Genomic DNA, 13907 nt, shown 5'->3' with positions numbered 1-13907 from the left:
GTTGCAAATAAAATTTCATGCTGCGAGCGTCAGCGAACCGCCGCCATGCACCCATTTCCCCCATGCACCGGGAGGAACCACCATATTTCGCCTATGTTCATCACCCAAAATTCGTGCCGCCTTGTTCAAAGATACAAGGTCGAATGCGGCATGATCGTAATAGATACCAATGTCAATATCCGATGTCTGGGAATGTGTACCCCTTGTACGCGAGACGCCAAGCACAACAGCCTCAATCCCTGAAATCTCGGTCAAAGCGGTTACCACTTTATCCAATACAGCTCTGATTTCATCCATACATAACTCACCATACCTTCGTTACTATAAACAATTAGGCTAAAACAGACACATTTCTGTATCTGTTTTAGCCCAATAACCTTGTAAAGATGGTGGAAAAAAGGTTTTTCGAATAACAGCAACTTATAGCCCGACCGACAAATTAGAATTTGTTAAACTAATCGCATATACAAAATCGGATAAGGATTTCCTTGCCCGTCTGTGTTCGTTCTTTTATAAACCTGAAATCCCATGTGTTCATAGAAGCTTTTTGCTTGCGGATTTTGTTCGTTCACACCTAATTCGTTTATAGAATAGTTTTCCATACCATAATGTAAAAGTTGTTTTCCCAATCCCTTTCCTCTATATTGGGGGGAAATAAAAAGCATTTCCAATTTTCTTTCTTCAATTCCCATAAATGCAACAGGTTTCTTTTCATTATTGACTGCAACAATCAAATGAGCTATCGAGTTCAAAGCCTGTGGAATATACTTCGCTATATTTTTAACCTCTGAATCAGATAAAAATAAATGTGTTTCTCTAACTGATTGATCCCAAACTTCAAGTAGTTGCTCTATTAGGACAGGATTTAATTCGTTAACTTCAATCAGTTTCATATTTTATGGCTCCTTGTCAAATTCCCGTTTATCTGTTTACTGAATAAGCCTTGAATCTATAATACCGCATTTGATTACATAAAAAAAGACATAACATCTCCTTGGCGGAAATGTTATGTCTTTTTGGTGCGGTCGAGAGGACTTGAACCTCCACACCCTGACGGGCATAAGAACCTGAATCTTACGCGTCTGCCAATTCCGCCACGACCGCATATTTAGTTAGCTGGGGCACCAGTGCAATAGTGATTATAACAAAGAATTTCAGTTCGTTCAAGTGTATTCGTTATTTATAGACAAAAAAATACCCGGTCTTTTTACCGGGATTAGAGAGTAATCTTCAAGTGTAATATTATTATGTCATATTTTGTAGAAAAAGAATGAAACACAGCTGACATTTATATGTCAAAAAATAATAAAATTTTGGCTATACAGTAAAATTTTATTAAAAAGGCTTGGCTTATTTGTGCTCTAGCCTAAAAATAGCCTTCTAAATATGATCATTGTTCTGGTGGTGCCGACCAGCGGCATGAAACGATCATCATTAAAAGCTTATGATTCCAGAGCGTGCAGGTTAAGCTGAACTCGTTTTTCAAAAGATCTGTAATAATGATGGTAAAGAACGGTGTTTCAGGAGAAAATAAATAGACGCAAAGGAGGGGTGTAGATGGCTAAAAAGATTAGAGGTTTCGTTAAAAATTCTGGGACCACGGGAGAGTCGGCCTTGGTGGGTAAAACAGGAGGCTATCATGATACCTGGGATACAGGAGTAAACGCCATGAAAAAAAGACAAAGGCTAACCGGGGTCAATAGGCCTTCAACTTAAAAGTAGGCTTGATTCATGTTTAATCAGCCGACAATAAAAAAAGCTAAGACCGACGCACCTTACATGCAGGTCTTAGCTTTTTTATTGCATCTGGCTGGGGCGGCTGGATTCGAACCAACGAATGCCGGAGTCAAAGTCCGGTGCCTTACCGCTTGGCGACGCCCCAGTAGTGGTGGAGGGAGAAGGATTCGAACCTTCGAAGGCGATCGCCGGCAGATTTACAGTCTGCTCCCTTTGGCCACTCGGGAACCCCTCCATAAATGGTGACCCCTACGGGATTCGAACCCGTGTTACCGCCGTGAAAGGGCGGTGTCTTAGACCACTTGACCAAGGGGCCATATTTTATTGTCCCACAACGATGTTTATTATAACAAAACATATTGTAGCAAGCAAGTTGTTTTTAAACATTTTTAACCAAATACTATTTTTATTTTCTTCTGTAAAAAGTTAATAGTTTTGTAAGATTAAAGTTAAGTAAAATAAAGATTAATTTGATATGCTTTTAAATATTTGATCAAAAACTATGGGAGGTAGTGGCGTGAGAGAGAAACTGGTTGAATTACTCACACGTAAGGAAGATGAAATTATCCACCGTTTAATTGATTATTCCAAAACAGGTGGGTTCACCAGATACAGTTCCACACGCCGAGGAGACTGGCGTCTTTCAGTGCATGAAATAATTCATGCTTTGTCTTATTACCTAAAGAATTATAAGGGCGATCCGATCCATGCCGAAGAAAAACTAGGTGAGGACCCAGTGACCAGCTTTGGCATTGAAAGTGCTAAACTTCACAGGGCCAGGGGTATTACTTTAAAAATGTTTTTGGGGTTATTTAAATATTATCGTCGATCCTACTTAGACATGCTTAAGGAAGGTAACTTGACAATTTCGGAGCAAACCCAGGCCTCAGAGGCATTGAATACTTTCTTTGACCGTTTTGAAATTGGTTTTTGCAGTGAGTGGGTGGGGGAAGGCCCTGATTCTAGGTTAACAGAATTACAGGCAATTAATCGAAGATTAACCAATGAGAAAAATAAATTTAAAACTATTTTCGATAGCATGATGGAGTGTGTCTTTGTGGTAGATTACGATATGAAAATTATCGAAATAAATCCTGCCGCTGCAGCTTTTTTTGATGTAAGTTCCGAGGATGTAATAGGTACCCAATGTTCTCAATTAATGGGATGTGATTTTAAACCTGAGCAGTGCCACCTTTATCAGGCTATGACAACGGGCGGCTCCTTTAAAGATATTCAAATGGAAATCAAAACCAGGCAAGGACGGAGACAAATCCTTACCAGTGGTTCCTTTCTACATGATATCAGTGGTAAATATGCTGGTGGGGTTCAGGTTTTTGTAGATATTACGGAGCGTAGTATAATGGAACAAAGCCTCCGCCTGCATATGCATGCCAATAATAGCTCCATAGAATCAGTAAGTATTTTTGATATAGCTGGTAAGTTAATTTATGCTAACCCTGCTGCCATAAATATGTTTGCCAGTGAATATAAACAATTGTTAGGAATGGGTATCGAAGAGATCTATCCCGGTGCAGAGAAAGTCTTATTCTCTTTAGTTCAGGGTGAATCCTGGAAAGGGGAAATGAATCAAGGTGGCAGGATCCTAAATATTAACGCCAATCCCATTCGGTTACCCAAGGGAAATATTACTGGTTTTTATGTGGCGGCCGAAGATATTACTTCTGTTAAAGCAACCCAGATAAAACTTCAACAAGCCAAGGAAGAAACCGAAAGAGAGGCTGCAAAACTCAGGGCAATCATCTCCATCATGAATGCATCCATCGCATTGGCTGATGCAGATGGGATCATTACAGAAGTAAATGAACAATGCCTTGTTATGTCTGATCTGACGAGGGATGATGTGATTGGGAAAACGTTAGATAAGATACACAGTGGTGAAACCTTTAAAAAGATACAGCAAATTGTGACACAGTATAGTCGCTACGAAAAAAGTGCTCCCACCACGATTACCAGGAGATTAGGTGAAAAGGATGTCATTATGAACATCCAGCCGGTTTACCGTGATAAAACATACGATGGTGTGTTGTTGATGGTGGTAGATATATCGGAAGTGGTTAAGGCAAAAAGGCAAGTTGAACAAGCATTACTCGTGGCAGAAAAGGCCAACCAAGCCAAATCGGAGTTTTTAGCCAATATGAGTCACGAGATTCGAACCCCTATGAATGGCATCCTTGGCTTTGCCGAGGTATTAATGCAACAGGAATTAAATTCGAAACAACAGGAAAGTATTAAGATTATTCAGCAGTGCGGCGAGCAATTAATGGATCTGATTAATGATATCTTAGACCTTTCTAAAATAGAGTCGGGCAAGTTAACAATTGATGAAAGAGTTTTTAGTTTGCGAAAAATAATTCATGAGGCTGTCAATGTTAATGAATCCCGATTACAAGCACGTAATATAGAAATAAAAATTAATATTGAACAAAATCTCCATGATCATTTTAAGGGAGATCCTACCAGAATAAGACAGGTTTTATGCAACCTAATTTCCAACGCTGCCAAGTTTACACATAACGGCTATGTTAAAATTTCCGTTGGTTCCGACGTGCTGGATATTTTTGGGCAACAGATGAATTTATTCTTTAGTATCGAGGATACTGGTATTGGAATACCGAAGGAAAAGCTGGAATTGATTTTTGAGGCCTTTACCCAAGCAGACGGGTCCACCACCCGCAAATATGGGGGAACTGGTCTTGGACTGACGATTTGTAAAAGCTTAACAAGGCTAATGGGTGGCGAACTTCGTGTAAAAAGTGAGGTAAATAAAGGTTCCGTTTTTTCTTTTAATATTCCGGTTGATAAAGTGGAAATAACGGAGCTGGATAAATCACAGGAAGCCAGAGGCGTGGAAGTGAAAAATGGAACGGTTTTGGTAGTTGAAGATGATTGGACTACCAGACAATTAATTCATAACTATTTGGAAAGGGCCGGTTATGCAGTAATCAGCACAGAACAGGGAAAAGAGGCTATTACACTGGCAAAGATTTATCAGCCGAATGTTATTATGCTTGATATCCTGTTACCGGATTTAACTGGCTGGGAAGTGTTGCAAAGAATTAAAACCTCGGAAGATACCAGGGAAATCCCCATTGTCATATGTTCTGTAATGCCGGAAAAGGAAAGGGCCTTTTCCTTGGGAGCAGTTGATTTTATTGAGAAGCCAATTTCTGAAAGGGTGCTGATTGACCGTCTGGAAAAGGTTATAACTAAGCAGAGAAACGATAAGATTAATATTTTACTGATCGATGATGAAGAAGCTGCCTTACAGTATCTAAAGGGGATAATTGGTCAGCACGGCTATAAAACCCATTCCTTTACGAGGGCAGAGGATGCCTTGGCATACCTGCTTCAAGGGGGTAGGGCTCAGGCCATCATTTTAGATCTTTTAATGCCAGGGATGGATGGCTTTGAATTTTTGGCAAGTCTTCGTGCTCGGTTGGATTTTAGAAAGATTCCAGTTCTTATCAATACCGGAAAAGACCTCACCCCAGAGGATTACCAACGGCTTAATGATATGTATGAAAAAATACTTAACAAAAGCTTAGTCCATCCTAATATGCTATTGGTAGAATTAAATGAGCTTCTAAAAGGGGTGACCTCTTGCAACAAGAAAAATGATAAAAAGAAAAGTGCTAATATATTGTTGGTTGAAGATAACCACTTTAACCAGTATTTAGTAGAACATTTATTGGCCGATGAATTTAAGCTAACAGTGGTTGAAAATGGGTTGCGGGCCTTAGAAAGATTGGCACAGGAAAAATTTGATCTCATCTTAATGGATATGCAAATGCCGGTTATGGATGGCTATGAGGCCACCAGTCTGATTCGCAGACAGGATCAATTTAAGGAACTACCGATCATTGCCCTTACAGCCCACGCTATGAAAGGTGATTATGAAAAATGCATTGCTGCCGGCTGTAATGGATATTTGGCCAAACCAGTAAAACGAGATGAATTAATTCAGACGATCAAACAATATCTTGCTTTATCCGGGGAGGCAGGCAAAAAAGGGCGAACCCGGGATAAAGGGATTGAAGCGCTGATACCCTGGTATCTACATGATCTAGAGGAAGAAATGGCAAGGCTCAAACAAGCTGTGGAGAGCAATGATTTTCCTACTATTCGCTATATTGGGCATGGTTTAAAGGGATCAGGGGGAGCTTATGGTTTTCCTGAATTCACAATCAGTGGGGCAGCCATCGAAAAGGCAGCCATCAATGAAGATGGGGTATTATTAAAAGAACTAGTGGATCAATTACAGGAACTATATAAAGCGGTACTGCAAGAAAATATCTCATAAACTAAATAGGGGATGTCGCTTACCACGATGTTTTGCGGCATTCCCTATTGATATTTTGTGAAAACATTAATTAGTCCATGCAAAGGATAATTGAATCCCCGGAAAGAATGTTTTAAAATAAGAACAGGGTTGCTATAAAACAGGAGTGTGAATATTATGAAAATTACCTTAGAGCAACTAGGGGACAACGAACAAAAACCTCTTTATCAAGACGAATCCAAACTGGTATTTGGCAGCATCTTTACTGATCGTATGTTTACTATGAGATATACAGATAATGCATGGATGGAACCCCGTATCGAAAAATATAAGCCCTTTCATCTCGACCCTTCATCCTGCGTATTACATTATTCCCAGGAAATTTTCGAAGGATTAAAGGCCTATGCCGCGGAGGATGGCAGAATCCTTTTATTTAGGCCGGATCAAAATGCTAGAAGGTTGAATCGGTCTGCGGCACGTTTGGTTATGCCCACCATTCCTGAGGAAGATATCATGCAAGCAATTACGGAACTGGTATTGGAGGAAAAAAGGTGGCTGCCTAAGCAACCAGGAACCTCCCTTTATCTCCGTCCCGCTATGATTGCAACGGAACCTTTTCTAGGGGTTCATCCATCCAGGGAATATATCTTTTTCATTATTATAAGTCCGGTTGGGGCCTACTATAAGGGTGGATTTAAGCCGGTAAAGCTTTATGTAGAAGATACCTATATAAGGGCAAATATAGGTGGTGTTGGTGACGTTAAAACAGGTGGCAACTATGCTGCCAGTTTAATGGCAGGCCATCGGGCTCAACAAAAGGGATATTCTCAAGTACTGTGGTTGGATGGTCGTGAGCGCAAATATGTAGAAGAAGTTGGCGCCATGAATATGTTCTTTGTTTTTGGTAATAAGTTAGTAACTCCTAAGTTAACTGGCTCCATTTTACCGGGTATTACTCGTGCCTCTGTATTAGAGCTTGCCAATTATCTTGGTCTGGAAACAGAAGAAAGATTAATAAGCATTGACGAAGTGATTGAGGGAATTAACACGGGAGATATTACCGAAGCCTTTGGTTCCGGTACTGCGGCTGTAATTTCCCCGGTTGGTTCTTTATATTATAAAGAAAAAGAGTATACAATCAATGCCGACCAGGTTGGTTCGGTGACTCAAATGCTTTATGATAAACTTGTTAATATACAATATGGTAGGGAGAAAGACCCCTTCGGTTGGGTTAGGGAAATTGGCAGATATTAAAAACGAAGCAGACCAAGGCAATAAAAAAAGATAAAAAAACAGAAGGCACCGTGTCCTTCTGTTTTTTTATCTTTTTTATTAAAAATTCGTACAAAAAAAGGATTATGCTTGTGAAATGTAGAATTTGCAAAATAAATGACAGATTTTTTTTACAAAAGGGGAGGTGGGTCATTTATAATGTACAAATTGCACGAGTTATTATGTGAAAACGATGACATGCTCATGTGTTTTTTGAATTATCTTCAATTAAATAGAAAAATATCTGAAGATGAAGTGAATGCCTTCCTAATCATTTATGAAGAGCAGAAAAATGTAGGTAAAACATACAAGAGAAAATATAAAAGTCTAAGAGAATTGCAATTTATTAAGTAGCATCGGTTAAATCCGGTGCTTTTTTATTTTATGCATTGACATATAGGGTAGGGGGGTATACTATTTTGGTAAAGGCGGTGATCAGAATGGACAGCGATAAAAGGGCTTCCTGTCTAGGTTGTCAGGAAGAAATGAAGAATAGGCTCAGTCACCATGATGAAAAGACAATCAAAGAGCTTGTAAATAGGATTAACCGCATAGAGGGGCAATTACGCGGTATTAAAGGCATGATAGAAAGACATGCTTACTGTGATGAAATATTAAATCAGATTTCCTCAGCCAACTCTGCTTTGCATGGAGTGGCCAAATTATTGTTAGAAAAACATATGAAGTCCTGCATCAAGGAGCAGCTTCAGGCTGGTGATGAGCAAGTGATCGATGAAGTATTAAAAACAATTTTTAAAATGATGAGATGATGAGGGGTGAAAGAGGAATGGAGCAAAAATTAACGACTTGCACTCTCCCTGTATCCGGTATGACCTGTGCCGCCTGTTCTAGCCGGGTAGAGCGGGTGCTAAAAAAGACACCGGGGATCCTAGAGGCCAGTGTAAATCTTGCTACGGAAAAGGCTGTGGTATCCTATGATGCCAGTCAAACCAAGGTAGAGAATATTATCGACAAGGTACGTGATCTTGGTTATGACGTACCAGTGGAAACAGTTGAGTTGGCCATTTCAGGCATGACTTGTGCTGCTTGCTCTGCCAGAGTGGAAAAAAGGCTAAATTCCTTGTCCGGTGTACAAAGGGCCTCCGTAAATTTGGCCACAGGTCGGGCAGCCGTAGAGTATATTTCCGGTTTAACCAATATAGGTGAAATACGTAAAACGGTAGAAAAGCTCGGTTATGGGGCCCAGAAGGTCACAGATGATTCCAGAGATCGGGAACAACAGGCACATCAAAGGGAAATTCGCCGCATGATTTTTAAGTTTGTCTTGGCCACGGTTTTATCTCTGCCATTGGCCTGGATGATGGTGGCTGAGGTGTTGGGTTGGCATCAGTTTATGATTGATCCGTGGATTCAACTGATCTTAGCAACACCGGTACAGTTTTACGCCGGAGGACAATTTTATCGGGGTGCTTATCATGCCCTAAAAACAGGCGGCGCCAATATGGATGTATTGGTGGTATTGGGAACTTCAGTGGCTTATTTCTATAGCCTAATTGCCGTGATAAAGGATTTGACTCCCCTGTACTTTGAATCAGCAGCCGTTGTTATTACCCTTATATTACTAGGGAAATTACTAGAGGCTATAGCTAAAGGGAAAACCTCCGAAGCCATCAAAAAATTAATGGGGTTACAGCCCAATACTGCCAGAGTAATCAGGGCCGGTGTGGAGGTGGATACCCCCATTGAGGAAGTAGAAGTGGGGGATGTCATCCTGGTTCGCCCCGGGGAAAGAATTCCCGTGGATGGCGTGGTCATAGAGGGTTTATCCAATGTGGACGAATCCATGTTAACCGGTGAAAGCATCCCAGTGGAAAAAGGACCGGATGACGAAGTTGTGGGGGCAGCGGTAAATAAACAAGGCAGCTTCACTTTCCGCGCCACCAAGGTTGGCAAAGATACCACTCTCGCGCAGATCATACGCATGGTAGAAGCAGCCCAGGGTTCTAAGGCACCGATTCAAAGATTGGCTGACCGGGTTTCCGGTATTTTTGTGCCAGCGGTGGTAGCCATTGCTATCTTCACCTTTATCGGTTGGTATTTAGCCGGTTATGGTGTTACGGAAGCATTAATCCACATGACCACAGTATTGGTCATAGCTTGTCCTTGTGCCTTGGGATTGGCAACACCTACCGCCATTATGGTAGGCACGGGAGTTGGTGCAGAAAAGGGGATATTAATTAAAGGTGGTGAGCATCTGGAAAGAGCTGGTCGATTGAATACAATCGTACTGGATAAAACAGGCACCATTACCAAAGGGGAACCATCCCTCACAAATTTATTTGTTTTACCGTCCTTTCGTGAAAACGAGGTTTTACAGGCCGTTGCCTCTGGGGAGAAAAAATCTGAGCACCCATTGGGGCAGGCCATCATTAAGGAAGCCCAGGGGCGTCAGCTGACATTATTAGAAACCACTGAATTCGAGGCCCTGCCGGGTAAAGGGATTCGATTCAATCTGGGACAAGATGTCTGGTATATCGGAAATGAAGCCTTAGCCAGTGCTTTAAATATTGATTTAGCATCTGTAAGAACAGAAAAAAATAAGTGGGAAGAGGAAGGAAAGACCGTCATGATTGCCATGACCAGTGGAAATCTGGCAGGATTAGTGGCGGTGGCGGATACCGTAAAGGACAATGCCCAAGAAGCCATTGCTGAACTGAAAAAAATGGGACTGGCAGTATATATGCTGACCGGCGACCAAAGACGTACAGCGGAGGCCATTGCTGGCCAGGTGGGCATTGATCAGGTTATTGCAGAGGTATTGCCAGAACACAAAGCGGAAGAAGTTGAGAAACTAAAGAATGCCGGCAAGGTTGTGGCGATGGTCGGTGACGGCATTAATGATGCACCGGCACTGGCCACGGCAGATGTAGGAATGGCCATCGGTACTGGTACAGACGTGGCCATCGAGAGTGCAGCGATTACCTTGATGCGCGGTGATTTAAGAACCATTGCCTCGGCCATCAGACTATCCAGGCAGACCTTACGAAAAATTAGACAGAACCTCTTTTGGGCTTTCTTTTATAACATCATTGGTATACCCCTGGCGGTTTTTGGCTTATTTACTCCGGTAATGGCCGGGGCAGCGATGGCCTTTAGTTCCGTATCGGTGGTAACAAATTCATTGCTGTTAAAGAGATATGACCCTACGGCTTGAAGGGAGGTGATCAAATGAGTGAGATTTTACTTAAGGTAGAAGGAATGAGTTGTGGTCATTGCCAGGCTGCTGTGGAAAAGGCCCTCAAGGCCGTTGCTGGGGTGGCAGATGTGAAGGTAGATCTAGGACAAAAAGAGGTTGTGGTAGCTGGCACAGCCCCAAGGGAAGAATTAGCCAAAGCCATTGAAGAGGCAGGCTACGAAGTAGTCGGATGATCACAAGGCATACTAAGCTGACGCCAAGAATTTGACGTCAGCTTAGTTGTCTGACATTAAACAAAGGGCAGACCAAGGATAGCATCGCCGATGGCAGAGATCGATTTCCCATCGGTTGTTACTTCGTAATCAGCGGCGGCGCTATATAGACGAAGACGTTCTTGGAGCAGGCTTTTGATGTCCGCAAGGCTTTTATCTTTAAGCAACGGACGGTCATGCTGATGCCTTAGCCGCGCCAAAAGAGTTGCCGGCTCTGCTTTAAGCCAGATGAGTTTACCCCTTTGTTTGAGGCAAGTTACATTGGCGTCCTCGATGACAACGCCGCCGCCGCAGGAAATAATAGCCTGTTCTACTGTGCTAAGGCGTTCAATAACTTCCCGCTCCCGGGCGCGAAAATATTTTTCCCCATGCATACTGAAAATGTTTGGGATTGATTGGCCGGTTTGCTGTTCGATCATACGATCCACATCGTAAAAGGTAAAACCGCTGATTTTAGCCAGGTGACGGCCCAGGGTTGTTTTGCCGCTGCCCATAAAGCCGATGAGAACGATGTTAGAGGAAAATACCTGCCGGCTCTGCACCCGGCGGCTCAGTTGGAAAATGTGTTGGTACAGTTCTTGTATTTCCGCTCCGTATATTTGATTTTTCAGGTTAGCGGCAAGTTTGTTTAAAACAGCAGCTTCCCGTTCGGGCTGATAAACAGCCATGCCGCATTCTTTTTTATAGGCGGCCATGCGGGCAGCGGCCAGAAAGCGTCGGCCTAATGCTTCCGCAAGGATCGAGTCACACTGATCAATTTCTGCTCGCAGTACATCCAGCATTCACTACACCTGCCTGTGTTTTATCGTTTATCGGTTATATCTTATTTCGGTTCCTTTATCTGCTAAGCAATGCAAGGGTTTGTTGAGGTGTCAAGGTGTATTCGGTAACGCGCCCCAAGCCCGTTGGCAAAATGAAGGAAAGGATACCGTCCTGATTTTTTTTGTCTGTACGCATCTGTTCTACCAGACTGGTTAGGGAAAAATCCGTTAGATCAGCAGATATGTTCGTCCTGCCAATCAAATCCGCAATTTCCTGGCTGTATGCTTCGGAAATGAGATTCATCTTTTTAGCCAACAGGCTTTCATAATGCATCCCGATTAATACCGCTTCACCGTGTAAATAACGCTGATAATGGGTCAAGGTTTCAATGGCGTGGCCAATGGTATGGCCGAAGTTTAAGATTTTGCGAAGGTCCCTTTCGGTTTCGTCCTGTCCCACAATGCTGGCCTTAATTTGGCAGCATTGTCTAATCAGGCTGTTCAAGGCGGCAAAATCCAGGTTGTAAAATCGAACAAAATTATTTTTAATGCTTTGTAGCAACTGATAATCATAAATCAGGCCATATTTAATGACCTCGCCCAGACCTGCGGTAAACTCCCTCTGGGGCAGGGTTGCCAGCAACCCGGTATCAATGAGTACCACCTGGGGCTGATAAAAAGTACCGGCCATATTTTTGCCCTGACTTACATTGATGCCGGTTTTGCCGCCGACACTGCTGTCCACTTGGGCTAATAAGGTGGTGGGTATTTGCAGGTAGCGAATGCCTCTCATATAAATGGAGGCGCAAAACCCCGCCAGATCACCCACAACGCCGCCGCCAAAGGCGATGATCGCCGAATGGCGGGTAAGACCGGCAGCCAGCATCGCATCAATGATTGTTTCTACCATATGAAAGCTTTTGCTTGTTTCACCCGGCGGCAGCACAAATTTTGCATAGGGCAGACCCTCCAGGGCGGCGGCCAGGGCTGTACCGTATAAACGATCCAGGTTTTCGTCGGTAAGAATAAACCATTTGTCAGCCACGCCGCTATAGGCGGCCAGATCGGCCAGGATACCCTCTTTAATATAGATATTGTAACTTTTTTCTCCTAAAGAGACTGCCAGTGTTTCCATTGCTTTGTTATCTCCTCCAGACTGTCGCCGCTGCATTTGCGCAGAAATTCTTCTCCGATAACGGTAAGGGCCACTGCTTCGCCGACCACGGCGGCGGCTGGTACGGCGCAGATATCACTGCGCTCAATGGCGGCTGTGCAGGGTTGCTTGGTGTTAATATCTACGGTGCGTAATGGCTTGGTTAAGGTTGGGATGGGTTTCATGGCGCAACGGATAACGATAGGCTGCCCGTTAGACATGCCGCCTTCGATACCGCCGGCATGGTTCGTCCGGCGATAATAGCCCCGGTCAGAATGATAAAATATTTCATCATGGACCTGGGAACCCCTTTGCGCAGCACAGGCAAAACCGCCGCCAAATTCGACACCTTTAATTCCCTGAATGCTTTGGAGCGCATAGGCCAGCCGGGCATCCAGTTTACGATCCCACTGCACGTAGCTGCCAAGTCCCACCGGTACACCCGTAATCATAATTTCAAATACACCACCCAAGGACTCACCTTCCATTTTAGTTTGGTCAATCAGCTTCATGATCCTTTCGGCGGCTTGGCTGTCAATGACACGAACCGGTGATTGCTCGGCCTTGGCTAAATCATGAAAAGAGGGGTTAAGGGTATTGACGGCGATACCCCCGATGCTTACCACATGACAAGCAGCCTGAATGTTAAAGTTTTGCAGGAGTTGCCGGATGATGCTGCCAATGGCTACCCGGGCGGCAGTTTCACGGGCACTGCTGCGTTCCAGTACATTGCGAATGTCGTCAAAGCCATATTTGATGCTGCCAGGCAAGTCAGCGTGGCCCGGTCGGGGCGCGGTGACTTTTTTACTTTCTCCGTCAATCTGACAGGGGTCCATATAGGGCAGCCAGTTTTCATAGTCTTTGTTAACAATGGTAAAGCTCAGTGGACTACCGAGGGTTTTACCGCCCCGCAGTCCGGATAAAATTTGTATTTTGTCTGATTCGATTTTCATGCGGCCACCCCGGCCATAGCCATGCTGGCGGCGGGCCAGATCACGGTTGATGGCATCCGGGTTAATAGCCACTTGGGCGGGGAATCCTTCAATAATGCCCATTAAACCTGGGCCGTGCGATTCGCCGCCGGTTAAAAAACGCAGCATAACCTTAACCTCCTACCTGCCTTTAGATTCTCCGGTATCCCTTGGATATGAGCCGAGTACTTTAAGCCAGCAGACCTGCCTGTTGATCTCCTGCAAAACCCCGGCCCTTAAATCATCTTGGTAATGCCCTAAAAGGTCATTGTAGAAAATATACT

General features: G+C 43.5%; 11 protein-coding genes and 4 tRNA genes. 6 read left to right on the top strand and 9 right to left on the bottom strand.

The window, feature by feature from the left end; genetic code table 11:
* Positions 1-15: 15 nt before the first annotated feature.
* The 3 genes from V6C11_RS16155 to V6C11_RS16145 all read right to left on the bottom strand — a co-directional run bounded on the left by V6C11_RS16155 (position 16) and on the right by V6C11_RS16145 (position 1104).
* On the bottom strand, positions 16-297 hold the full coding sequence (locus V6C11_RS16155; protein ID WP_333532225.1) for a nucleotidyltransferase domain-containing protein: 282 nt from the start codon (positions 295-297) through the stop codon (positions 16-18).
* 152 nt (positions 298-449) lie between these two features.
* Entirely contained in the window at positions 450-893 is a 444-nt protein-coding gene (locus V6C11_RS16150; RefSeq protein WP_333532224.1) for a GNAT family N-acetyltransferase, read from the bottom strand.
* Positions 894-1017: 124 nt separating this feature from the next.
* Positions 1018-1104 (bottom strand) — tRNA-Leu (locus tag V6C11_RS16145).
* Between the two features lie 453 nt (positions 1105-1557).
* Here V6C11_RS16145 and V6C11_RS16140 point away from each other — a divergent pair.
* Positions 1558-1716, top strand: coding sequence for a hypothetical protein (locus tag V6C11_RS16140; protein ID WP_333532223.1), 159 nt, complete (start codon positions 1558-1560; stop codon positions 1714-1716).
* A gap of 91 nt (positions 1717-1807) precedes the next feature.
* Here V6C11_RS16140 and V6C11_RS16135 read toward each other — a convergent pair.
* The 3 genes from V6C11_RS16135 to V6C11_RS16125 all read right to left on the bottom strand — a co-directional run bounded on the left by V6C11_RS16135 (position 1808) and on the right by V6C11_RS16125 (position 2053).
* Positions 1808-1882: transfer RNA gene (locus tag V6C11_RS16135), tRNA-Gln, on the bottom strand.
* Between the two features lie 4 nt (positions 1883-1886).
* Positions 1887-1972 (bottom strand) — tRNA-Tyr (locus V6C11_RS16130).
* Positions 1973-1977: 5 nt separating this feature from the next.
* Positions 1978-2053, bottom strand: a tRNA-Glu gene (locus V6C11_RS16125).
* Positions 2054-2254: 201 nt separating this feature from the next.
* On the opposite strand from V6C11_RS16125, the gene V6C11_RS16120 reads away from it, so the two are divergent.
* The 5 genes from V6C11_RS16120 (at position 2255) to V6C11_RS16100 (ending at position 10699) form a co-directional block, all read left to right on the top strand.
* Positions 2255-6058 (top strand): response regulator, encoded by a 3804-nt coding sequence (locus V6C11_RS16120; RefSeq protein WP_333532222.1) that lies wholly within the window; start codon positions 2255-2257, stop codon positions 6056-6058.
* Between the two features lie 156 nt (positions 6059-6214).
* Positions 6215-7291 carry a branched-chain amino acid aminotransferase gene (locus V6C11_RS16115; protein WP_333532221.1) on the top strand — a complete coding sequence of 359 codons (1077 nt, stop codon included), beginning with the start codon at positions 6215-6217 and terminating at the stop codon, positions 7289-7291.
* Positions 7292-7749: 458 nt separating this feature from the next.
* Entirely contained in the window at positions 7750-8079 is a 330-nt protein-coding gene (locus tag V6C11_RS16110) for a metal-sensitive transcriptional regulator (protein WP_333532329.1), read from the top strand.
* Positions 8080-8096: 17 nt separating this feature from the next.
* Positions 8097-10484, top strand: a complete 2388-nt coding sequence (locus tag V6C11_RS16105; RefSeq protein WP_333532220.1) for a heavy metal translocating P-type ATPase — start codon at positions 8097-8099, stop codon at positions 10482-10484.
* Between the two features lie 14 nt (positions 10485-10498).
* Positions 10499-10699, top strand: a complete 201-nt coding sequence (locus V6C11_RS16100) for a CopZ family metallochaperone (RefSeq protein ID WP_333532219.1) — start codon at positions 10499-10501, stop codon at positions 10697-10699.
* Between the two features lie 56 nt (positions 10700-10755).
* Here V6C11_RS16100 and V6C11_RS16095 read toward each other — a convergent pair whose 3' ends face one another.
* The 3 genes from V6C11_RS16095 to aroC are packed head-to-tail and all read right to left on the bottom strand — an operon-like array spanning position 10756 to position 13752.
* Positions 10756-11520: a shikimate kinase gene (locus V6C11_RS16095; RefSeq protein ID WP_333532218.1), complete on the bottom strand. Its 765-nt coding sequence runs from the start codon at positions 11518-11520 to the stop codon at positions 10756-10758.
* A 55-nt stretch (positions 11521-11575) separates the two neighbouring features.
* Positions 11576-12634 (bottom strand): 3-dehydroquinate synthase, encoded by a 1059-nt coding sequence (gene aroB, locus V6C11_RS16090; protein WP_333532217.1) that lies wholly within the window; start codon positions 12632-12634, stop codon positions 11576-11578.
* A complete protein-coding gene (aroC, locus tag V6C11_RS16085) occupies positions 12610-13752 on the bottom strand; it encodes a chorismate synthase (protein WP_333532216.1) in 1143 nt (380 codons plus the stop codon). The genes aroB and aroC overlap by 25 nt, the downstream gene beginning before the upstream one ends.
* Positions 13753-13907 lie beyond the last annotated feature (155 nt).

This window comes from Desulfotomaculum sp. 1211_IL3151, assembly GCF_036763075.1.
Classification (GTDB): Bacteria; Bacillota; Desulfotomaculia; order Desulfotomaculales; family Desulfotomaculaceae; genus Desulfotomaculum.
The sequence above is the reverse complement of the archived record's forward strand: the minus strand, read 5'-3'. Positions and strand labels throughout refer to the sequence as shown.

Coding starts and splice junctions, on each gene's coding strand:
- V6C11_RS16155 (WP_333532225.1), bottom strand. CDS start 297: ATGGATGAAATCAGAGCTGTATTGGATAAAGTGGTAACCGCTTTGACC.
- V6C11_RS16150 (WP_333532224.1), bottom strand. CDS start 893: ATGAAACTGATTGAAGTTAACGAATTAAATCCTGTCCTAATAGAGCAA.
- V6C11_RS16140 (WP_333532223.1), top strand. CDS start 1,558: ATGGCTAAAAAGATTAGAGGTTTCGTTAAAAATTCTGGGACCACGGGA.
- V6C11_RS16115 (WP_333532221.1), top strand. CDS start 6,215: ATGAAAATTACCTTAGAGCAACTAGGGGACAACGAACAAAAACCTCTT.
- V6C11_RS16110 (WP_333532329.1), top strand. CDS start 7,750: ATGGACAGCGATAAAAGGGCTTCCTGTCTAGGTTGTCAGGAAGAAATG.
- V6C11_RS16105 (WP_333532220.1), top strand. CDS start 8,097: ATGGAGCAAAAATTAACGACTTGCACTCTCCCTGTATCCGGTATGACC.
- V6C11_RS16100 (WP_333532219.1), top strand. CDS start 10,499: ATGAGTGAGATTTTACTTAAGGTAGAAGGAATGAGTTGTGGTCATTGC.
- V6C11_RS16095 (WP_333532218.1), bottom strand. CDS start 11,520: ATGCTGGATGTACTGCGAGCAGAAATTGATCAGTGTGACTCGATCCTT.
- aroB (WP_333532217.1), bottom strand. CDS start 12,634: ATGGAAACACTGGCAGTCTCTTTAGGAGAAAAAAGTTACAATATCTAT.
- aroC (WP_333532216.1), bottom strand. CDS start 13,752: ATGCTGCGTTTTTTAACCGGCGGCGAATCGCACGGCCCAGGTTTAATG.